General features: G+C 63.0%; 19 protein-coding genes, 1 tRNA gene, 2 rRNA genes and 1 pseudogene (1 of these 23 only partly in view). 10 read left to right on the top strand and 13 right to left on the bottom strand.

Features of this window, described 5'->3' with window-relative positions:
• The 7 genes from FGL25_RS14745 to FGL25_RS14715 all read left to right on the top strand — a co-directional run.
• Window positions 1-2,642, top strand: a 23S ribosomal RNA gene (locus tag FGL25_RS14745); it begins 139 nt to the left of the window's first position.
• Window positions 2,643-2,718: 76 nt separating this feature from the next.
• Window positions 2,719-2,833 (top strand): 5S ribosomal RNA (gene rrf, locus FGL25_RS14740).
• A gap of 56 nt (window positions 2,834-2,889) precedes the next feature.
• A tRNA-Met gene (locus FGL25_RS14735) sits at window positions 2,890-2,966 on the top strand.
• A gap of 190 nt (window positions 2,967-3,156) precedes the next feature.
• Window positions 3,157-3,495 (top strand): IS66-like element accessory protein TnpA, encoded by a 339-nt coding sequence (gene tnpA / locus FGL25_RS14730; RefSeq protein WP_138141849.1) that lies wholly within the window; start codon window positions 3,157-3,159, stop codon window positions 3,493-3,495.
• A gap of 17 nt (window positions 3,496-3,512) precedes the next feature.
• Window positions 3,513-3,839 (top strand): IS66 family insertion sequence element accessory protein TnpB, encoded by a 327-nt coding sequence (gene tnpB / locus FGL25_RS14725; protein WP_197733858.1) that lies wholly within the window; start codon window positions 3,513-3,515, stop codon window positions 3,837-3,839.
• A gap of 79 nt (window positions 3,840-3,918) precedes the next feature.
• Window positions 3,919-5,628, top strand: coding sequence for an IS66 family transposase (gene tnpC, locus FGL25_RS14720; RefSeq protein ID WP_114818816.1), 1,710 nt, complete (start codon window positions 3,919-3,921; stop codon window positions 5,626-5,628).
• Window positions 5,628-5,993: a DUF3024 domain-containing protein gene (locus FGL25_RS14715; protein WP_114818814.1), complete on the top strand. Its 366-nt coding sequence runs from the start codon at window positions 5,628-5,630 to the stop codon at window positions 5,991-5,993. The genes tnpC and FGL25_RS14715 overlap by 1 nt, the downstream gene beginning before the upstream one ends.
• Before the next feature lie 143 nt (window positions 5,994-6,136).
• Here FGL25_RS14715 and FGL25_RS14710 read toward each other — a convergent pair whose 3' ends face one another.
• Entirely contained in the window at window positions 6,137-6,355 is a 219-nt protein-coding gene (locus FGL25_RS14710) for a hypothetical protein (RefSeq protein WP_003164248.1), read from the bottom strand.
• A gap of 509 nt (window positions 6,356-6,864) precedes the next feature.
• On the opposite strand from FGL25_RS14710, the pseudogene FGL25_RS17705 reads away from it, so the two are divergent.
• Window positions 6,865-7,153, top strand: a pseudogene (locus FGL25_RS17705) (SemiSWEET family sugar transporter).
• 3 nt (window positions 7,154-7,156) lie between these two features.
• On the opposite strand, the gene FGL25_RS14700 reads toward FGL25_RS17705, so the two are convergent.
• Genes FGL25_RS14700 through FGL25_RS14685 form a run of 4 tightly spaced genes read right to left on the bottom strand, consistent with a single transcriptional unit; the run spans window position 7,157 to window position 13,081 of the window.
• Window positions 7,157-8,296, bottom strand: coding sequence for a hybrid sensor histidine kinase/response regulator (locus FGL25_RS14700; protein ID WP_138142112.1), 1,140 nt, complete (start codon window positions 8,294-8,296; stop codon window positions 7,157-7,159).
• Window positions 8,293-8,868: a chemotaxis protein CheB gene (locus tag FGL25_RS14695; RefSeq protein WP_088410912.1), complete on the bottom strand. Its 576-nt coding sequence runs from the start codon at window positions 8,866-8,868 to the stop codon at window positions 8,293-8,295. The genes FGL25_RS14700 and FGL25_RS14695 overlap by 4 nt, the downstream gene beginning before the upstream one ends.
• The gene (locus tag FGL25_RS14690) at window positions 8,865-9,689 is read right to left on the bottom strand and encodes a CheR family methyltransferase (protein WP_138142111.1); all 825 of its coding nucleotides are present in this window, start codon (window positions 9,687-9,689) and stop codon (window positions 8,865-8,867) included. The genes FGL25_RS14695 and FGL25_RS14690 overlap by 4 nt, the downstream gene beginning before the upstream one ends.
• Window positions 9,690-9,697: 8 nt before the next feature.
• A complete protein-coding gene (locus FGL25_RS14685) occupies window positions 9,698-13,081 on the bottom strand; it encodes a response regulator (RefSeq protein WP_138142110.1) in 3,384 nt (1,127 codons plus the stop codon).
• 215 nt (window positions 13,082-13,296) lie between these two features.
• Here FGL25_RS14685 and FGL25_RS14680 point away from each other — a divergent pair, with 215 nt between their 5' ends.
• Complete coding sequence (locus tag FGL25_RS14680; RefSeq protein WP_040346514.1) at window positions 13,297-13,902, top strand: cysteine hydrolase family protein; 606 nt, start codon at window positions 13,297-13,299, stop codon at window positions 13,900-13,902.
• Here FGL25_RS14680 and FGL25_RS14675 read toward each other — a convergent pair.
• The 3 genes from FGL25_RS14675 to FGL25_RS14665 are packed head-to-tail and all read right to left on the bottom strand — an operon-like array spanning window position 13,899 to window position 16,506.
• Window positions 13,899-14,912, bottom strand: a complete 1,014-nt coding sequence (locus FGL25_RS14675) for a DNA topoisomerase IB (RefSeq protein WP_003164256.1) — start codon at window positions 14,910-14,912, stop codon at window positions 13,899-13,901. The two genes, FGL25_RS14680 and FGL25_RS14675, sit on opposite strands and share 4 nt — an antisense overlap.
• 26 nt (window positions 14,913-14,938) lie before the next feature.
• Window positions 14,939-15,688, bottom strand: a complete 750-nt coding sequence (locus FGL25_RS14670) for a Crp/Fnr family transcriptional regulator (RefSeq protein WP_003164257.1) — start codon at window positions 15,686-15,688, stop codon at window positions 14,939-14,941.
• A gap of 56 nt (window positions 15,689-15,744) precedes the next feature.
• A complete protein-coding gene (locus tag FGL25_RS14665) occupies window positions 15,745-16,506 on the bottom strand; it encodes a Crp/Fnr family transcriptional regulator (RefSeq protein WP_076224091.1) in 762 nt (253 codons plus the stop codon).
• Between the two features lie 441 nt (window positions 16,507-16,947).
• On the opposite strand from FGL25_RS14665, the gene FGL25_RS14660 reads away from it, so the two are divergent.
• Window positions 16,948-17,676 (top strand): Crp/Fnr family transcriptional regulator, encoded by a 729-nt coding sequence (locus FGL25_RS14660; RefSeq protein WP_003164260.1) that lies wholly within the window; start codon window positions 16,948-16,950, stop codon window positions 17,674-17,676.
• Between the two features lie 48 nt (window positions 17,677-17,724).
• Here the strand turns inward: FGL25_RS14660 and FGL25_RS14655 are convergent, their stop codons facing one another.
• From FGL25_RS14655 to FGL25_RS14635, 5 genes are all read right to left on the bottom strand, one after another.
• A complete protein-coding gene (locus tag FGL25_RS14655; RefSeq protein WP_003164261.1) occupies window positions 17,725-18,225 on the bottom strand; it encodes a YciE/YciF ferroxidase family protein in 501 nt (166 codons plus the stop codon).
• Window positions 18,226-18,435: 210 nt separating this feature from the next.
• Window positions 18,436-19,029, bottom strand: a complete 594-nt coding sequence (locus FGL25_RS14650; protein WP_138142109.1) for a DUF4142 domain-containing protein — start codon at window positions 19,027-19,029, stop codon at window positions 18,436-18,438.
• 17 nt (window positions 19,030-19,046) lie between these two features.
• Window positions 19,047-19,286 carry a hypothetical protein gene (locus FGL25_RS14645; RefSeq protein WP_003164263.1) on the bottom strand — a complete coding sequence of 80 codons (240 nt, stop codon included), beginning with the start codon at window positions 19,284-19,286 and terminating at the stop codon, window positions 19,047-19,049.
• A 130-nt stretch (window positions 19,287-19,416) separates the two neighbouring features.
• Window positions 19,417-19,611 carry a hypothetical protein gene (locus FGL25_RS14640; protein WP_252970207.1) on the bottom strand — a complete coding sequence of 65 codons (195 nt, stop codon included), beginning with the start codon at window positions 19,609-19,611 and terminating at the stop codon, window positions 19,417-19,419.
• A 71-nt stretch (window positions 19,612-19,682) separates the two neighbouring features.
• A complete protein-coding gene (locus FGL25_RS14635; RefSeq protein ID WP_252970206.1) occupies window positions 19,683-20,780 on the bottom strand; it encodes a flavodoxin family protein in 1,098 nt (365 codons plus the stop codon).
• Between the last annotated feature and the right edge of the window lie 43 nt (window positions 20,781-20,823).

The following is a 20,823-nucleotide window of genomic DNA, read 5'->3' as shown; positions in this document are numbered from 1 at the left end:
TCTTCCAACTCTGCTTTTCGGAGCAGCGATTGGATGATCGCTTAAAGGTACAATGACCTGAATACATAGGGTTCATTGAGCGAACCCGGGGAACTGAAACATCTCAGTACCCGGAGGAAAGGACATCAACCGAGACTCCCGTAGTAGTGGCGAGCGAACCGGGACCAGGCCAGTGCTCTTGTGAAATAAAGTCGAACGGAATGGAAAGTCCGGCCATAGCGGGTGACAGCCCCGTAGACGTCAAACAGCAAGAGACTCGAGTAGGGCGGGACACGTGAAATCCTGTCTGAACATGGGGGGACCACCCTCCAAGCCTAAGTACTCCTCTACGACCGATAGTGAACAAGTACCGTGAGGGAAAGGTGAAAAGCACCCCGACAAGGGGAGTGAAACAGATCCTGAAATCGGAAGCCTACAAGCAGTCGGAGCCCCCAAGCGGGGTGACGGCGTACCTTTTGTATAATGGGTCAGCGACTTCATGTGTCGAGCAAGCTTAAGCCGTTAGGTGTAGGCGCAGCGAAAGCGAGTCTGAATAGGGCGCTAAGTTCGACGTATGACGACCCGAAACCAGGTGATCTATCCATGAGCAGGATGAAGGTAAGGTAACACTTACTGGAGGTCCGAACCCGTGAATGTTGAAAAATTCTGGGATGACTTGTGGATAGGGGTGAAAGGCCAATCAAACCTGGACATAGCTGGTTCTCCGCGAAATCTATTTAGGTAGAGCGTCCGACGAATACCCTGGGGGGTAGAGCACTGGATGGTTGCGGGCTGCGCGAGCGGTACCAATACTAACCAAACTCCGAATACCCAGGAGTACTATCGGGCAGACACACGGCGGGTGCTAACGTCCGTCGTGAAAAGGGAAACAACCCTAACCATCATCTAAGGCCCCCAAGTCATGGCTAAGTGGGAAACGATGTGGGATTGCTTTGACAATCAGGAGGTTGGCTTAGAAGCAGCCATCCTTTAAAGAAAGCGTAACAGCTCACTGATCAAGCGATCCTGCGCGGAAAATGTAACGGGGCTAAAGCCATGCGCCGAAGATATGGGTTTGCAGTTTACTGCAAGCGGTAGCGGAGCGTTCCGTAAGCCTGTGAAGGTCAACTGTGAGGTTGGCTGGAGGTATCGGAAGTGAGAATGCTGACATGAGTAACGATAAACAGTGTGAGAAACACTGTCGCCGAAAGACCAAGGGTTCCTGCGTAAAGCTAATCTGCGCAGGGTTAGTCGGCCCCTAAGGCGAGGCTGAAAAGCGTAGTCGATGGGAAGCAGGTAAATATTCCTGCACCAGCTGGAAGTGACGGATGGCATAAGTCGTCGGGGCTTATTGGATTGTTCCCGGCGGTGGCGTTGTCCCTGGAAATAACTCCAGCAGAGACCGTACCCGAAACCGACACAGGTGGTCAGGTAGAGTATACCAAGGCGCTTGAGAGAACTGTGCTGAAGGAACTCGGCAAATTGCACGCGTAACTTCGGAATAAGCGTGACTCACCCTGGGCAACCAGGACTGAGTGGCACAAGCCAGGGGGTAGCGACTGTTTAGCAAAAACATAGGGCTCTGCGAAGCATCAATGCGACGTATAGGGTCTGACGCCTGCCCGGTGCCTGAAGGTTAAAGGGAGGAGTGAAAGCTCCGAACTGAAGCCCAGGTAAACGGCGGCCGTAACTATAACGGTCCTAAGGTAGCGAAATTCCTTGTCGGGTAAGTTCCGACCTGCACGAATGGCGTAACGACTTCCCCACTGTCTCCAGCACAGGCTCAGTGAAATTGAATTCCCCGTGAAGATGCGGGGTTCCCGCGGTCAGACGGAAAGACCCTATGAACCTTTACTATAGCTTCGCCTTGGCGTTAGCGACCGTATGTGTAGGATAGGTGGGAGGCTATGAAGCCGGGGCGCCAGCTCTGGTGGAGCCATCCTTGAAATACCACCCTTACTGTCGTTGACGTCTAACCGAGGGCCGTTATCCGGTCCCGGGACATGGCGTGGTGGGTAGTTTGACTGGGGCGGTCGCCTCCCAAAGTGTAACGGAGGCGCGCGATGGTTAGCTCAGACCGGTCGGAAATCGGTCGTCGAGTGCAATGGCATAAGCTAGCCTGACTGCGAGACTGACAAGTCGAGCAGAGACGAAAGTCGGCCATAGTGATCCGGTGGTCCCGCGTGGAAGGGCCATCGCTCAACGGATAAAAGGTACTCTAGGGATAACAGGCTGATTTTGCCCAAGAGTCCATATCGACGGCAAAGTTTGGCACCTCGATGTCGGCTCATCACATCCTGGGGCTGGAGCAGGTCCCAAGGGTATGGCTGTTCGCCATTTAAAGTGGTACGTGAGCTGGGTTCAGAACGTCGTGAGACAGTTTGGTCCCTATCTGCCGTGGGTGTTCGAAGCTTGAGAGGATCTGTCCCTAGTACGAGAGGACCGGGATGGACATACCTCTGGTGGACCTGTCATGGCGCCAGCCGTGCAGCAGGGTAGCTAAGTATGGAATAGATAACCGCTGAAAGCATCTAAGCGGGAAACTAACCTCAAAACAAGGCTTCGCTGAGGATCGTGGAAGACTACCACGTTGATAGGCCAGGTGTGGAAGCGCGGTGACGTGTGAAGCTTACTGGTACTAATAATCCGATCGGCTTGATCGTTTCTCAGCAAAACTCATTCGATCTTACTATGTCGAAATCATAGACAATATCTTCTCATTCATGTGTGTCGGGTTGACCTGGTGGCTCTGTCGGAGGTTCCCCACCCGATCCCATTCCGAACTCGGTCGTTAAGACCTCCAGAGCCGATGGTACTTCGTCTTAAGGCGCGGGAGAGTAGGTCGCCGCCGGGTCTACCCGACACACATGAATGACTTCTCGAACCTTCTTCCTTTACTCACCGCCTTGCCGCGGGATGGAGCAGCCCGGTAGCTCGTCAGGCTCATAACCTGAAGGTCGCAGGTTCAAATCCTGCTCCCGCACCCAAGATTAAAAAGCCCCGATGGCATACGCCTCGGGGCTTTCTGCTGTCTGCGCCTCAAACAATGAGAATACGGGCTCGCTCTCTGGGCCGTACCCCTCCGGTGAAGGCCGCCTTGTTCGGCTGAGCCCATCGGCGATCCTGGACTCTTAAGTGCGGTCTTAAGACCGGTCATAAGAGCAGGCGTGAGAGCGGATGAGCCAGATCACCCTCCTGACAGGTCCGGAGCGGCGACGTCGCTGGACGGATGAGGATAAGCGCCAGATCCTGGAGGAGGCTTTCGGGCCAGGCGGCAATGTCGTCGATGCAGCGCGCCGACATGATGTCTCGAGCGGGCTGATCTACACTTGGCGCGCCAAGGCGCGGGCATCGATGATCCCAGGCTTCGTCGAGGCGGTCATCGCCGAGGAGTCCGTGGTGACCGACGCCGGCGGGGGAGCGGTGATCCAGGTCGAGCTGGCTTCGGCGCGGGTGAGCATCAGCGGAACGGCGTCGCCGGTCCTGGTCGACGTGGTGCTGCGGGCCCTGCGATGATCCCGATGCGATCTGGCGTGCGGGTATGGCTCGCCACCGGCCATACGGACATGCGCAAAGGCATGCAGGGCCTGACCTTGCTCGTTCAGGAGCACCTCAAGCGCGATCCTCATGGCGGAGATCTCTACGTCTTCAGGGGGCGTGGCGGTGGCCTGGTGAAGATCGTCTGGCACGACGGCATCGGCCTGTCGCTCTACGCCAAGCGGCTGGAGCGAGGGCGTTTCATCTGGCCGGCGACCGAGGGCGGGGCCGTGTCGCTGACGATGGGCCAGCTCGGCTATTTGCTCGAAGGGATCGACTGGCGAAATCCCCAGCATAGCTGGCGTCCGACGAGCGCCGGCTGAGTGAAAAAAGATTGGCGAGACTGCATTTTGGGGCGCCACAAGCGACGCAAATTATGATTCAATTCTCGCCATGGAAGTCATGGCCGCCCCCGTTCCGGACGACGTCGCAGCGCTGAAAAGGGCGCTGGCGGCGGCCGAGCTGCGGGCCGACCAGGCTGAGGCAGGGGCTGTCCGAGCGGAAGAGAAAGCGACCCGAGCGGAAGAGAAAGCCGCCCTGGCCGTCGCCGAGGCGGCGGCCGCCAAGGCCGACCGCGCCGAGGACCAGGCGCTGATCGCCCACCTGCAACTGCAGATCGCCAAGCTGAAGCGTGAACGCTTCGGCGTCACGTCAGAGCGCAGCAGCCGGCTGCTGGACCAGCTCGAGCTGCAGCTGGAGGAACTGGAAGCCTCGGCGACCGAGGACGAACTGGCGGCCGAGAAAGCCGTCGCCCGCGCGACCACGACGGTGAAGGGGTTCGAGCGCAAGAAGCCTTCCCGCCAACCCTTCCCGGAACACCTGCCGCGCGAGCGGGTCGTGATCGAGGCGCCCACGGCCTGCGCCTGCTGCGGCGGGTCGCGCCTGTCGAAGCTGGGCGAGGACGTGACCGAGACGCTGGAAGTGATCCCGCGCCAGTGGAAGGTGATCCAGACCGTGCGGGAGAAGTTTTCCTGCCGCGACTGCGAGACCATGGCCCAGGCCCCGGCGCCCTTCCATGTCCTGCCGCGGGGTTGGGCCGGACCGAACCTTCTGGCCATGATCATGTTCGAGAAGTTCGGCCAGCATCAGCCGCTGAACCGCCAGGCCGAGCGCTACGCCCGCGAAGGCGTGCCGCTGAGCCTGTCCACCCTGGCCGATCAGGTCGGCGGCGTCACCGCATTGATGGCGCCGCTGTTCCACCGCCTCGAGATCCATGGCTTCGCCGCCGAGCGGTTGCATGCCGACGACACGACCGTGCCGATTCTGGCCAAGGGCAAGACCGACATCGGTCGGCTCTGGACCTATGTGCTGGACGACGCGCCGTTTGGCGGGACGGGGCCGCGGATCGCGCTTTTCTACTATTCGCGCGACCGCAAAGGCCTTCACCCCCAGGGCCACCTCAAGAACTGGAGCGGCGTGCTGCAGGCCGACGCCTATGGCGGCTACAACGAGCTCTACAAGCAGGGGCGGCCGCCCGGCCCTATCCTGGAGGCGGGCTGTTGGGCGCACGCCCGACGAAAGTTCTTCATTCTGGCCGATCTCGAGGCCGCCGCGCGTAAAAAGGCGCGCGGCGAGAAGCCCCAGGCCGTCTATCCCAAGGCCCTGGAAGCGGTGCGTTTGATTGACGCCCTGTTCGCCATCGAACGCGAGATCAACGGCAAGTCGCCGCTGGAACGTCTGGCTGTCCGCCAGGCGAAGAGCGCGCCGATTATCGCCGAGCTCGAAGTCTGGCTGCAGGAGACGCGCGCCCAGCTCACCCGCGACCACGACATCGTCAAGGCCGTCAACTATCTCACGCGGCGCTGGCCCTCCTTCACGCGTTTCCTCGAGGACGGCCGGGTCTGCCTGTCGAACAACGCCGCCGAACGCGCCCTCAGGGGCGTCGCTCTGGGTCGTAAGGCCTGGCTGTTCTGCGGCTCGGACCGGGGCGGGCAACGGGCCGCGGCCATGTACAGCTTCATCGTCAGCTGCAAGCTCAACGACGTCGACCCCCAGGCCTGGTTCGCCGACGTCCTGGCCCGCATCAACGATCTGCCGGCCAGTCGCCTCGATGAGCTGTTGCCGTGGAACTGGCGTCCCAAGGGCGTCAGCCTGGTCACGGCAGCGGTCTGATGGACGGTCCCCTTCCGCAAGAAAAGGCGCTCATCACCGCAGCCTGCCAACAGTTCATTGACGACGTACTGAAGCCGAGATTTCTTCGCGTCGTGCGCCCCACCGAGTTTAACTACCCGGTCGATATCCAGGGCAAATGGCACGGTGCCCGCTATCGCTTCATCCAGCGATATCGCTCTGGCTCAAGCGACAGTCTGGGAGCAGAGTTCGATGCCGCCTTCGTCCGTCTGGATTGGACTGGTCCCGACCGTTTCGACATCCAATGGCGTCGCCATACCGGATCCTGGATTCGCCTTTACCGTGGCAAGACGCTGGCCCAGGCCCTCAAGCAAATCGAGACCGACGAGATCCTGCAGCCGCTTTAGCTCGCCGCGGTCCTCACCGGATGGCTACTCTGGGCCCGCGATCCGCATGCTTATGACTACGGTCTGGTCCTTCCTCCTAATGGAGTCGACAGGGTCGGTTGTTTCAGCCGGGCGGCAGGGAAGGGGTTCCCCCGCCGAGCTGCCTACGTGCCCGTGCCGAAGCCCTTGGGGCCGCCGGCTCCGGCGGCTCCATCGCCGCCTGTTGAAGGCGTTGCGTTTCTGTCGGCTGGATTATTGTTCGCTAGGGGGTCTTGATTGGTTCCCGTCTTCCGGGCCTGACGACCAGCCTCGACTTCTTCGCCCTTCAGATCGGGAGCGTCGGCTTGATCACGGTTGGGGTCATTGGGTTGGACGTCGGTCATTATGATCTCCTGTTGGTTGAATAGAGCCAATCAACAGGCGCTGAGCCTGTTCCTGCGGCCCCGCTACACGATAAGTTTTGGGAAGCGGTCGGAACCTCAGCGTGAAATCGGATCGGGCCAGCCGCTGAGAAGGCGCAACGGCGCCTATTCGCGGACGCTCTTTGACGATTTCGACGCCGAGAACGGTGAAGAGGACTGAGGTCAGAGCTAAGCACGCGCCTTCTCGACCTCTGTTCGGTCAGCCGCGCCTGGCTGTTCCACCTTGGGGGGCGCCCTTGTCGCAGGGGGGCTTGATCATGGTCTTCTCCTTCTGGCGTCTGGAGAGAAGACGAAGGGAAAGGGGATGTTCCTTTTCGCGTCGGGGCGGATGATGCACGACTCTCGGTCAGGCTTCAGCCTCTGTCGACGTCATCCAGCGGGCTCGGACAGTTCGGCGTCATTCGACGATGCTTGCTTTGAAAGGGCGGGAGCCCCTTGGAACAGCCCTGCAGGCGTCACGTTGGCTGATCATGGCTGAAGATGTCGCAAACTTAATAGGCTCGGCTGCGGCGCTCTGCTCAATCACCAGTTTTGCGCCTCAGGGCTATAAGATCTGGCGGGGAGCGTGATGCATCGGCGGTCAGTCTGAAGACCTATTCGCTGACCGTCAGTTGTTTCATTCTGTGGACGATCTATGGCGTCATGGTCTCGGCTTGGCCGGTAGCGTTCGCCAACGCCTGCGCCTTGTTCATGGCGTCAGGCGTTTTGTTCATGAAATGGCGGTTCAGGGACGGAAAGCCGGGCGCGACGCCGCCCTGAACATCACGCGGCGATGGGCAGGCGCACCGTGAAGCAACTGCCTTGACCGGGGCCTTCGCTGGCCAGTTCTATCGCGCCGTCGTGCATCTCGACCAACTGTTTAACCAGCGCCAGGCCGATGCCGAGGCCCTCGCGCGAACGATCGTCGGGGCCTTTGGATTGGGTGAACAGATCGAAGATGCGACCTTGCATGTCATGCGCCACGCCCACGCCATTGTCGGCGATGTCGATTCGCACGTGGTCCTGATCGACGTCGGCCGAGACGCGGATCTGACCTTCAGGCGGCGTGTATTTGGCGGCGTTGGTGAGCAGGTTGCTGACCACCTGCGAGAGCCGCGTGAAGTCCCCTTTCAACCACAGGGGCTGGGCAGGCAGGGCGACCGTGAGGTCATGCGCCCCGGCCTCGATCTTGGGGCGACTCGTGTCGACAGCGGACTCGATGACGCTCTGCAGGCTGACGCGCTCGCGCTTGAGAGAGATCTTGCCTTGGTCGATCCGGGCGACATCCAGCAGATCTTCGATCAGGCGTGAGAGGTGGTGGGCCTGAACCTCCATGCGCGCGTGGATGCCGGCTTTCATCCGCTCGTCAGACTGACGCTCCAGCAGTTGAAGACCGGCCCGCAGAGCCATGATCGGATTACGCAACTCATGGCCCAGCATGGCGATGAAGTCGTTCTTGCGCCGATCGGCAGCGCGCAGGGCGTTGGCGGAGGCTTCCAGTTCGTTGCGCTGGGAGAGGATTTCCATCCGCTGGCGATAGAGGTCGATGAAGACCTTCGCCTTGCTGCGCAGGATGTCCGTTTCGACCGGCTTCTGGATGAAGTCCACCGCGCCGGCCTCGTAGCCCCTGAAGCGACGTTGCAGGTCCGCGCTTCCCGCCGTGACGAAGATGATGGGGACGTGGCGCGCGTTCACATTGCCGCGCATGAACTCGGCCAGCTGGAATCCGTCCATGCCGGGCATCTGCACGTCCACCAGCGCCAGGGCCACGTCGTGAACCAGCAGCAATTCCAGAGCCTCATCGCCCGAGCGGGCCTTCAGGCAGACCACGCCCTCGCGCTTCAGCAGCGCCTCCAGCGCGAGCAGGTTCTCTTCAAGGTCGTCGACCAGCAGAAGATGGATCGGCTGTTCGGGGCTGATCATGCTTTTCCGAGACCTTTCAGATGTTCGGCGATGCGTTCGAGCGGCAGGGCGAGGGCTGCGTCGCAGGCGTTGCGGGCGGCCTGGGGCATGGCCTGGGCGTAGGCGGCGGCGGGCTCCTCCACCAGGGCAATTCCGCCCGCAGCGGCGACGGCGCTCAGTCCTGCGGCGCCGTCCTCGTTGGCGCCGGTCAGGATCACGCCGGTGAGGCCGGCGCCGTAGGCGTCCGCCGCGCTCTCGAACAGCACGTCGATGGAGGGGCGGGAGTAGTTGACAGCTTCGTCGGAAGACAGGGCCAGATCGCCGTTGCTCTCGACCAGCAGATGGTAGTCCGAAGGGGCGAAATAGATCACGCCGGGACGGGCGGTCTCCTTGTCTTCGGCCTCCTTGACCTCAAGCCGGCATTTGGCCTCGAACAGAGGGGCCAGCACGTTGCCGCGATCGGCCGGGACGTGCAGGACGATGAAGATCGGCCAGGGAAAGTCCGCCGGCAGCGTCGGCAGAAGAGTGAGCAGCGCCTGCACGCCTCCGGCGGAGGCGCCGATCGCCACGGCTTGGTCCGGGGAGGGACTCACGGTTCGCGTTTCCTGTAGATCTTCTCCGCCGGGACGAACTCCGAAAAGGCGGCCGCATGGCGCGAGAAGCGCAGGTTCTCCTTTGATCCGATGCCCAGAAAGCCGTTGCGCGCCAGGGAATCCTGGAACAGGCCCACCGCGCGATCCTGAAGCCCCCGGTCGAAATAGATCATGACGTTGCGGCAGGAGATGAGCTGCACCTCCGCGAAGACGGCGTCCGTAACCAGGCTGTGGTCCGAAAAGACGACATTGGCGCGCAGCGACTTGTCGAAGACAGCCCGGCCGTAGTCCGCCGTATAATAGTCGGACAGCGACGATCGCCCGCCGGACTTCTGATGGTTCTCTGTGAACTTGCGTATGCGATCGAGGGGATAGATCCCGGCTTCGGCGGCGCGCAGGGCGTCAGGATTGATATCGGTGGCGTAGAAGAGGGTGCGGTCAAACAGGCCTTCCTCGCGGAAAAGGATGGCCATGGAGTAGAGTTCCTCACCAGCGCTGCAGCCCGCGATCCAGACCTTGAGCGAAGGATAGGTGCGCAGGTGGGGCAAAACCTGCTCGCGCAGGGCGCGGAAATAGTCGGGGTCACGGAACATCTCGCTGACCTGAACGGTCAGGAAGGCGAGCAGACGCGGCAACATTTCGGGGTCGTGCAGCACGCGTTCCTGCAGGGCCGTCAGGCTCGGCAGGCCGAAATGGCTGCGCGCCTGAAGCAGGCGGCGCTTGATCGACGCCCGCGCATAATGGCGAAAGTCATAGTGGTAGCGTTGAAACAGCGCCTCCAGCAGAAGCCCGATCTCGATGTCCTCGATCTCGTTCGTCATGGCGGAACTCAGCGGGGCATCCAGACGCGGACCAGGGACAGCAGCTTGTCCACGTCCAACGGTTTAGCCATGTAGTCGTTCGCCCCGGCCGCCATGCAGCGTTCCTGGTCGTCCGGCATGGCCTTGGCGGTCAGCATCAGCACCGGCAGCGTCTTCCAGCGTGGATCCTTTCTCAGCTCGCGCGTGGCCGCCAGACCGTCCATGACCGGCATCATCACGTCCATCAGCACCAGGTCGACGGCCTTCGACGGGTCGGTCGAGGATCGCTCCAGGGCCTCAAGCGCCTCCTTGCCGTTGCGGGCGATCTCGATCATGGCGCCGCGCGGTTCTAGGACGTTGGTCAGGGAGTAGACGTTGCGGACGTCGTCCTCGACGATCAGAATCCGACGCCCCTCCAGCACGGCGTCGCGGTTGCGGGCTTTGCGGATCATCTTCTGCTGCTCGGGCGGCAGCTCCGACACCACCTGGTGCAGGAAGAGGGACACTTCGTCGAGCAGGCGTTCCGGCGACTTTGCGCCCTTGATGATGATGGAGCTGGAATAGCGGCGCAGCTGCTGCTCGTGATCGGGCGATAGATCGCGTCCTGTATAGACGATCACCGGCGGGAAGCCGTGGCCGCCTTCGCGGCTGAGGGTCTCGAGCAGGGAAAAGCCCGACGCGTCCGGCAAGGTCAGGTCCAGCACCATGCAGTCGAAGGTCTGGCTTCTGAGTTGTTCCAGGCACTCGGCGGCGGTGCCTACGCCTACGGTCTCCACATCGCCTGAGGCCAGCAGGCGGCTCACAGCGTCGCGCTGGACCACGTCGTCCTCGACGATGAGCACGCGACGCACGGTGCGGGTCAGCTTGTCCTCCAGGGTGCGCAGAACCTCGGCGAGATCTTCGCGCTTCACCGGCTTGACCAGATAGCCGATGGCGCCCAGCGACAGGGCGGTCTGGCTGTGATCCTCGGCCGAGACGACGTGGATCGGAATGTGACGGGTGTCGTCGTCGCGCTTCAGCACATCCAGTACGGTCAGGCCCGACTGGTCGGGCAGGCCCACGTCCAGCACGACCGCGCTGGGGCGATGGCGCTTGGCCAGTTTGAGGGCCTCCTCCGCCGTACCCGCTACAATGCACTGGAAGCCCAGCTCGCGGGACAGGTCGCGGACGATGGCGGCGAAGCGGTCGTCATCCTCCACCACCAGCAGCAGGCGGCGCGTCCCGGCCAGATGATCGCGGTCGTCCTCTATGCTTGCCGGCACATGAGACAGGCGGCGCTCAGGAGTTGCGTCCGATGGGGACGAAGTTTCCAGGGCAGGGGCGGGCGTTTCGCGAGAGGCGACCTGCGCCGCGTCATAGGTGCGCGGCAGAGAAAGGGTAAAGACGCTGCCTTCGCCCAGTCTGCTTTCCAGCCTGATCCGCCCGCCAAGCAGACGCGCCAGTTCGCGCGAGATCGACAGGCCCAGGCCTGTGCCGCCGTATCTGCGGCTGATCGTTCCGTCAGCCTGCTGAAAGGCATCGAAAACGCCCTTCTGCTGCTCGGGCGATATGCCGATGCCGGTATCCGACACGGCGAAGGCGATCCTGTCGCCGGGCTGGGCCGATATGCTCAGCTTTACCTTGCCGCTTTCCGTAAACTTGAAGGCGTTCGACAGCAGGTTCTTGAGGATCTGCTCCAGCCGTTGACGGTCTGTCTCCATCAGATCGGCTCCGGCGTCCAACTCGATGTCGAAAGCCAGGCCGCGATCGTCCGCCACCGGCTGGAAGAGTTGGCGCACGTCTTCGGTCAACCGCTGCATCGAAACCGCTTCGGGACGCGCCTGGATGTGACCGGCTTCAATCTTGGATAGGTCGAGGATGTCGTTGATCAGGGCCAGCAGGTCATTGCCGGACGACTGAATGGTGCGAGCGTAGTTGACCTGGTCCTCAGACAGCGTCCCTTCCGGGTTGTCCGCCAGCAGCTTGGACAGGATCAGCAGCGAGTTGAGCGGGGTGCGCAACTCATGGGACATGTTGGCCAGGAAATCGGATTTGTACTGGCTGGCCTGTTCCAGTTCGCGCGCCTTCAGCGTCAAAGCTGAGGCGCCGCGCTCCAGATCGTCGCGCTGAGTCTCCAGAAGTTGGGCCTGCTCCTCCAACTGGCTGTTGGTCTGCTCCAGCTCCGCCTGTTGCTGCTCGAGACGCGTCTGGGACTCCTTCAGCGCGCGGCCCTGCTCCTCCAGCTCTTCATTGGAGACGCGAAGCTCTTCGCTCTGGACCTGAAGTTCTTCGGCCTGGCGTTGGGTTTCCTCCAGCATGTTCTGCAACTGGGCGCGGTAGCGAGCGGATCGCAAAGCCGTGCCTATGGCGGGGCCCGCCTCTTCGAGCAGCGCCATGAGCCGTTCGTCAGGCGCGTGAAGGAAGCCGAGTTCCAGAACCGCATTGACGGCTCCGTCCGCTCGCGCTGGGGCGAGCACCAGGTGCCGAGGCTTGTCGCGGCCCAGAGCCGAACCGATCGTCAGATAGCCTTCGGGCACGTCGGACAGGGTCAGAACCTGACCTTCAGCCGCCACCTGACCGAGCAGCCCCTCACGCAGACCGAAGCGCTCTGCGATGGGAGCGTCAGACGGTACGCCGAGGGCGGCGACGCGCCGGTAGAGGCCGCCTTCGCCCTTGAACAGCGCGCCGGCCTGCACGCCGGCATAACGCCCCAGATAGGCGAGGATGCTGTCCGCGAGTTGTTCCAGGGACTGATCTCCCATCATGGCGGCGGCCAGGCCGACCTGCCCTTCGTGCAGCCATTCCTGGCGGGCGCGCGCTTGCGCGCTGCGGCGGATCAGAGTGAAGACGACAAGCGTCAGCGCCGCTCCCAGCAGGCCGGAAAGCACGCCGCTGATCAGCGCCGTCCGATAGGCGGCGTCCATTTCGTTCAGGCGCAGTTGGCGCACCCGCTGCTCTTCCTGGCGCAGGAGCGTGATCTGGGCGCGGACCGCATCCATCTCACGCTTGCCCTGATCCGTCGCCATGCGCGCCAGGGCGGCTTGCATCCCCTCGGTGCGGCGCGTCTGAAGGGTGGCTCCCAATTCAGCCATCTTGGCGTCGATGTGGCGTCGCAGTTGGCGCAGATGAGCTTGCTGGGTCGGGCTGTCCTTCGTCAGATCGCCGACCTCGTCCAGACGTCGAGCCAAGTCCCGGCTCGCGGCTTCATAGGGCTGCAGATACTGAAGGTCGCCCGTCAGCAGATAGCCACGTTGCCCCGTCTCCGCATCCTGAGCGGCGGACAGTACTTCATCGACCGCGACGATCACCCGGTGTGTATGGATGATCTGTTGGTTGTTGGCCCGCAAGACTTCCACGTTGCGCCAGGCGACGACGCCGGTGGCGAAAAAGAAGGCGAGAACAAGGGCCAGCCCCAGCGTCGCCCAGGCTTCCATTTTTGAGCCCGTAGACGGGCGACGTGGCGATTTCATCAATCTGCGAACCTTGGCGAGCCTCGGGAACGCCCTGCCTACAGGCGGGGGCGAAGCGTACAATAACCTATGCTGGACTCATCGCACAGGCTGGGCGAAGAGCGAGGCTGGGGGCGCCTGTTCGCCCTATGTTCGAGCCCGTCAAGGGAACCCTCTGCGAGCATGAGCTTTGGCTGCCTATGGCTTCCGGCATCCACTTTGGCCCCATACCGGCAAACGCCGTCCATCTGTGCGTGGACATGCAAAGACTGTTCGCGGAGGACACGCCGTGGCGCACGCCCTGGATGCCGCGCGTCCTGCCTGTGATCGTGCATCTGTGCGAGCGCAAGGCCGAGCGTACCTGTTTCACCCGGTTCATCCCCGCCCGCTCGGCCGATGAGGGGCGGGGAGCCTGGCGTCGGTATTGGCGGCGATGGGCCTCGATGAAGCTTGAAAATCTGGGGGAGGAACGGGTGGAGCTTCTGCCCGAGTTGCAGGCATTCGCTCCGCCCGGACAGGTGCTGGACAAGGCGCACTATTCTCCCTGGGTCGACACGGGTCTGGCGTCGGCTCTGATGGCGAGCCAGGTCGACACCTTGGTGGTGACGGGCGCCGAGACCGACATGTGCGTGCTGGCGACCGTTCTGGGCGCCGTGGATCTGGGTTTTCGCGTGGTGGTGGTGTCGGACGCTCTGTGCAGTTCCTCAGACCAGTCGCATGACGCCTTGCTGGGTCTTTATCACGACCGTTTCGGCCAGCAGATCGAGACGGCGGAATGCGACGAAGTTCTCGAAGCCTGGATCTAGGCGGGGCCGCCCAGCAATCGCGCCAGGCTCGAATCGAAACCCTGAGCGTCTGGACCAGGCAGTAAGGTTGTGATGCTTCCGGTTTCATAAAGTTCAATCACGCGCGGATGCACATAGGAACCCCGGCAGACCGTCGGCGTATTGCCAAGCAGGCCCGCGATCGTTCTCATGCAGGCTGAGACGTTGCGCCGGGCTTCGGTCTGGGACGTGGGGAGGGCCATCTCGCAGAAGGCGCGGGCGGCGGAAACGGTGGCCGCCCAGGTCCGGAAGTCCTTGGCGGAGAACTGATCGCCCATGGCCTCGCGGATATAGGCGTTCACGTCGTCTGAACTGATCGGCTTCAGAACGCCTTCGGCGTCGCGGTATTTGAAGAGGTGCTGGCCAGGCAGGCCTTCCAACCCGCGCATGACACGCGCCAGACGCCGGTCGCTGACCTTGACGCAGTGTTCCTTGCCGCTCTTGCCCCGGAACTCGAAGATCAGGGCCGAACCGTCGACTTCCAGGTGGCGTTTGCGCAAGGTCGTCAGGCCGAAACTGCGGTTCTGGCGGGCATAGGCGGCGTTGCCGACGCGGATCAGGGTGATCTCCAGCAGACGGACGGCCGACGCCACGACCTTCTCCTTGCAGGGCCCCCGGCGCGATAGATCGTTCTCCACCCGCGCGTGCAGCCGCGGCAGGCGGCGAGCGAAATCAGGCAGGCGGGCGAACTTGTGCGAGGCGGCCTGAGCCGTCCATTCGGCGTGATAGCGATACTGCTTGCGGCCGCGCGCATCGCGTCCCGTCGCCTGGATATGGCCGTTCGGGTCAGGACAGATCCAGACGTCCCGCCACGCAGGCGGAATGGCCAGGGCGTGGATGCGCATGAGGATGCCCTGATCGCGGACCAGGCGGCCTTTGGCGTCACGGTAGCAGAAACCTCGCCCGCTCCGGCGACGCGTGAGGCCCGGAGTCTCGTTGCTGGACCAGATCAGTCCGTCGGAAGACGGCGGCTGGGGCGCACTCGTCAGCATCTCTGCAGCTCTGGCTGAGTTTGGGTCTAGGCAACGCCAGAGCGCAGCTTCGGCTCCCCTATGTGATCCGTCGCGGGGGGCGCGCCGCAGCGGCACGAAAAATCTGAGAGGCTGTCGGCGTCCAGGATAGACGCCTTGCCGCGGCTGAAGCGCACAGCGCCCATAGTCTGCAGGTTGCTGGCGGCGGCGTTGATGCTCGTTCTTTGGACGCCGAGCATGGCGGCCAACTGGGCCTGCGTCAGGCGAAGCGACGCGCCGTTGCCGCCGTGGTGCAGGCGAAGCAGCCATTTCGCCAGACGCTCCGACACGCGGTGCGAAGCATTGCAGGCGGCTTCCTGTTCCAGAAACGTCAAACGCTGAACCGCCTGAAGAGCGATGAAACGCGACAGCCAGTCGTAGCCCAGCGCTTCGCGGACGGCGGCGGCTGGAACGCGAAACAGCCGAACATCCAAAAGCGGGCGCACGTCGGCGCCGCTGCCGCTGGAGCCCAGGGCGTGATCCCAGCCGTAGACGGAGCCGGAGACGATCGGCGCCACGCAGACGTCGCTGGCGGCGGGAAAGACGCCCAGAACCCCCGACAGAATGAACCAGAGGTGGTCCCTGTCCAGCGGGGTCTGTGCATCGCCTGACAGGTCGAGCTCCACCCCCTCGGCGATCAGACGCTGTTGGGCGTCCGACGGCAGGGCGCGATAGACCGGATGGTCGTGGATGTTGGGCCGGGAACGGCCGGTAGGCCGTGCGGGCGAGGGGAGAACGGCGGCTGAATCTGCGGGCATGGGGCCTCCTGACCTGAAGCCCTGCCACGGAAGCCTAAGATCCCCACTTACATGGGTTAGTCGCGACTGGGCGGCGCATCCGCGAGATCGTCCGCGATGCTGAGCCCCGCGGCCAAGGCCAGACCCTGCAGGTCAGGCAGGATGGCCCGCCCGGTCCGGTAGTCGACCAGGCCCGCCCGTCGGAGCTGCTGCAGCGTGCGATTTATATGCACGGCGCTGAGCCCCAGGATGTCCGCCAGCATGTCCTGGGTCAGAGGGAGATGAAGAACGCCGGGCTCGGCGGCGCCGAGGCGGCTTTGCCGCTCGTACAATTCCAGCAGAAGGTGGGCGGTCCGCTCATAGGCGCTGAGACGCCCCAGACGGATCACGTGCCGCGCTAGGCGCAGACGCTCCGCAGAGCGGACCTGGCGCCAGGCTTCCAGCAATCGGGGGCTGACGTCGACGCTTTCCGAAATCGCCTCCCACAGCAGGGAGGCGTCGAGGGTGGAAGCGTCGGTAAGGGCCCAGACCGCCATGTCGGCGTCCACGGCGTCGGCGGCCAGAATGACGTCGCCAGGCAGGCTGAGGCCCACGATCTGCCGCCGGCCGTCTTCCAGCATGGCTCCACGCGCGATCCAGCCGCGGGCCACCACGCGGGCGTCCTGACGTTCGGGATGAAGAGACACCGACCCGCCAGGCGGGTGGACCAGCGCCGGACCGTGGAACCAGCCGCGGACCCGATCGACGTCGGCGGGCGACAGCGCGACGAAGCTGGACAGCATACGTTCCAGCGACGCCGCGGCTATGTCTACATCATCTTGATAAGACTGATTCTTCATCCCCCTGACCAACAGCACGGCCAGAGGTGTTTCGTTCTTTACATAGGTTAGTCGGAACGCTCGAACGTCACGCTTGCGACATCGTCATCAGAGCTCTTTTAGGCGCGGTAGTAGGAATCCGAGCAAAGGGTGCGAAGCTGCCTCCACGTGGCCTTGCCTTCCAGTTGGAAGAGCTCAGCCTGGGTATACCGATCTGAGATCAGGGCCTTTCGCACTTCGCTAGGGATACGGAAACGCCCGCTGCGAGCCAACTCGAAGGCGCGCTCGATAACTGGTGTTCTATTCACGATACAAACTCCCCTGTTACGGGAAGACAATGCGGCTCAGGCCTCGCGGTTCTCTGTGTCGCATTTGCGGCCCCCGGGAACCCCGGCGGCTTCCCCAGCCGCGCAACATTCGCGAAGAATCGGCGTTGTGTTTCCGCCAACGTAGGGGAGCGAGATGCACGATCACAGCCGTCTTCTGGAGAACAAGCTGGAGCGCCGCGACGTCATCACGGACTGCGAACGGCAGGCCTTGCGAAGCGTGCTGACCCATGTGGTTCTGAAGCCCGCCGGCAGCGACATCGTCTCCCAGGACGCTTTGGTCGATCATTCCAGTCTGGTCGTCGACGGCTTCTGCGCGCGTTATCGCGATCTGAGCGACGGAAGGCGGCAGTATACTCAGATCAACCTGCCCGGCGACTTCATCGACCTGCACAGCTTCGTTCTCAAGCGTGTCGACCATGGCGTGCGTGCGCTGTCGGACTGTCTTATCGCCGAGGCCCCGCATGACCGTCTGCGCGAATTAACTGAACAGCATCCTCATCTCACACGCTTGTTGTGGCTGGAGACGGTGGTCGACGCCGCGATGCATCGCGAGTGGCTGCTGGCGCTGGGGCGGCAGGAGGCGCTGGAGCGGACGGCCCTGCTGGTCTGCGAAATCTACGCTCGCCTGGAGGCGGTGGGGCTGGCGCATGACGGCGTCTTTCGCTTCCCCATCATACAGGCTGAGATTGCGGATCTGCTAGGCATGTCCGCCGTGCACGTGAACCGTACGCTGAAGGTCATGCGCGAGGCTGGATGGCTGGAGTGGACGGGATCTGAGGTCCGTATTCTGGAATGGGACCGTCTGGCGGACGAGGCCGAATTCAATCCCTCCTATCTGCGGCTGGAGCGACTGCCGGTTTAGCGCCGAATGACGGCCCCGCCGCTGATCGGGCGGCGGGGCCGTCGGAATTCAGGCGGCGGGCTTCAACGCCTCGGCGTTGATCGCGGCGTCGGCGATGGCCGTCAGATCATCGTCGGTCTGGCTCTCTTCCTGCAGGGTTTCATCAAGCAGTTTGACGGCGTCCTTCAGCCCCATCACCTCGGCCCAGCGCTTGAGCGTGCCGTAGCGGGTGATCTCATAATGCTCGACCGCCTGGGCGGCGGCCAGTAGGCCGGCGTCCAGCGCCGCCGAATCCTTGTACTCTTCGGCGATCTCGTCGCCCTCGGCCAGGATGCCTTCGATGGCGTCGCAGGTTTTGCCGCGTGCGGGCTTGCCGATGATCTCGAACACCTGTTGCAGGCGCTCGATCTGCCCTTCCGTCTGCTCGCGGTGTTTTTCAAAGGCCGCCTTGAGATCGGGCGACTGGGCGGCGCGCGCCATCTTCGGCAGGGATTTCAGGATCTTGCGCTCAGCGTAATAGATGTCGCGCAAGGTGTCGTGAAACAGGGTCTGCAGCGTTTTCTCAGCCATGGGGCTCTCCTGAATATGAAAAGGGGAGCCTGCGAAGCGGCAGGCGGACATGCGCGTTCCTAATGTTCGGATATGAACAGGGCCGGGCGCAACGGAACCCTTGCGAATTGGACAGCCTGGCCAATGCCGAAGGCGGCGGGGAGTCGCTGAATAGAAAGAAGGGGCGGACTGCAGTCCGCCCCTTCGCGCCGTTTTAACTTTCGGCCGATGTCAGCCGACCAGGTTGGATTGCAACTGCTTGGCGCGCTCCAGGTGGGCTTCGATCTTGGGCAGGACGGTGCGGGCGTGCTCCGCCAGGGCCGGGGCGTCCGTCTTGTCCGAGAAGCCGCGATGGAGGGTGACGGCCTCCTCATGGGCGGCGACCTGCTGGTCGATATAGGTTTTGTCGAAGTCCGCCGCCGAGGCTGAGCGCAGGTTGTCGATCAAGCCCTTGCGGCGCTGGTCCAGCTCGGTCGGCAAGGTCGTGTCCGGCGCAGCCTGCCCGGCGGCGGCCTTTAGAGCGCTCGAGGCGGCCGAGTGGTCCGTCTTGATCATCTGCGCCAGTTCTTTGACCTGGGCGTTCTTTGACCGCTCTAGGGCGATGTCGGCGGCCTGGATTTCGTACATGTCGCCCATGGCGGCGTTCGGGACATAGGCGCTGACCATATTGGCGCCCATGGTCGCCGCCGAGGTCTGGCCCACCGGCTCGGAAGCGGCGTCCTGCGCCTTGTCGACGGCTTCGGACCCTTGCTGTTGATTGCAGGCAGCCAAGGTGAGAGCGGCGGCTGAAGCGGCCAGGACGGCGGCGGTTTGCTTCATCATCATATTGATTCCTTAGTTGATCAGGATTTGGCGGCCATGCCGGGCGTGACGGGGGCCAGTTCTTCCGCCTGAGTTTTGGGCGGGGGCGCGTCGGCGTGCTGAAGGCCGTCGTCCGGCGTTTCTCGGATGGACAAAACGGCCTCGTGAACGCGCATCAGCGGGGCAGCGGCGTCAATGGCCTGGGCGTCGGTAGGCGAGGCCACCCGCAGGCGTCTTTGAGGGCCGCTGTCGCTGCCGACCACGACTTCATAGAAGCGCATGGCGGTCTCCCGTCGCGGGGACGCCCGGGGGGCGGCGATTGCGATCGATCATGTCTTTAATCCTCCCTGTGACGGGAGCTTAAGCGGCGGGACGCGGAGGTGTTCCAAATGCCCAAGCCTGGACATGCCGTCACATGGCGCGTTCCAGCGGGGCTTCGGCGCCGGTCATTCGTGCATCGGGAGTTTTTGTTTGTGTGCGGAGAAAACCGGTCGCCGCCGTGGCCAGGTAGACGACGAACAACAGGGCCAGAAGGGCTCCGACGAGCATCAACAGCCGGCGCGGACGTCGCAAAATCGGTGGTTTTTCCTTGTTTGCAAGCGGCAAAGAGAACTCCTTTCGTATTGATAGGAGAAGGAAACGACGCCGAGCCTGTTCCATACGGCGCCGGTCAGTCCTTATTTTTGCCGCGGGGATTTTAGGCTAGATTCAAAGGGCTTTGAGGGGCGGTTGCCCCGGGCCAGCACGGCCAAGGTCAGTTTCTCGGCCGTCAGCCGCACTTCATCTTGAACGGCGGGATCGCGATCCAAGGCGTCATGGCTGGTGGCGTAAGGCTCCCAATAGCCAATGTAACGATCGATCTCGGCGCCGGCCGGCGACAGCTCCATCGAAACCAGCCAGTCGGACAGAGAACGACGCACGTTCTCGGCGCCTTCCGCATCGCCATGAACGACCAGGGCGAAACGCCGACCCGCCAAATGGCGGGGATAGGGCCAGTCGGCCAACTCCAGCGCCTTGGCCATCGGAACGGTCTTGCCGTGCGTCGTGGTGGGGTCGGGATTGCCGCCGTCGGCGCAGACCATCCGGTCCATCATCAGCTTGAACGGGCTTGAGGCGTGATACCAGTTGACCGGGGTGACGATCAGGACGCCGTGCGCGCGGACCCACATCGGATAGATGTCATTCATCCAGTCGTGGACCTGGCCCAGGCTGTAGTTGGGATAGCAGCTGCACGGCCAATGGCAGAGGGCCGCTGCGGTGGAGAAGCAGGCCTTGCAGGGATGAATTTTCCGGCCGTATTCCGACGCCAGGCGTGACAGGTCGAGAACTTCAGTCTCCACCCCCGCGTGACCTTCCACAACTTCGCGGGCGATCTGGACCAGACGCCAGCTCTTGGACATTTCGCCGGGGCAGGTGTGTTCGGAACGGCTGGAAGCGTTGATGATCAGGATGCGCGCGGGCATGGCGGCGTCGTCATGCTGCGCCTCGGCGGCGCGGAGAGCTTTGTGGGCGTCCAGCCAGTCCAGCGCCAACTCATAGTCCGGCTCGGCGAAGCTCGGACCGGCGGGGCGCGTCAGCGGCGATTTCCGACCCCCGATGTAGCCGTCCCAGGCTGCGGCGGCCAGGCGGTCGATCTCGTCGCGCAGGGGATCGAAGGCGGGGTCCGCGAACCGGCTGCGGAAGCGGGTTTCAAAGGTTGCGCGGTCCAGTTCCGGGCTGGGCATGCCCTTGCGCGGTTCAGGGACGGCTGGAGCTTGGGGAACGGAATCTGGCATGCGGCTTCTCCGGCTCGGGTGCGTCGGAAACGTCGCGTCTGAA

This window comes from Brevundimonas vancanneytii (genome assembly GCF_901421975.1).
In the GTDB taxonomy this organism is placed as follows: Bacteria; Pseudomonadota; Alphaproteobacteria; order Caulobacterales; family Caulobacteraceae; genus Brevundimonas; species Brevundimonas diminuta.
This window is presented reverse-complemented; position numbering and strand designations above follow the sequence as displayed.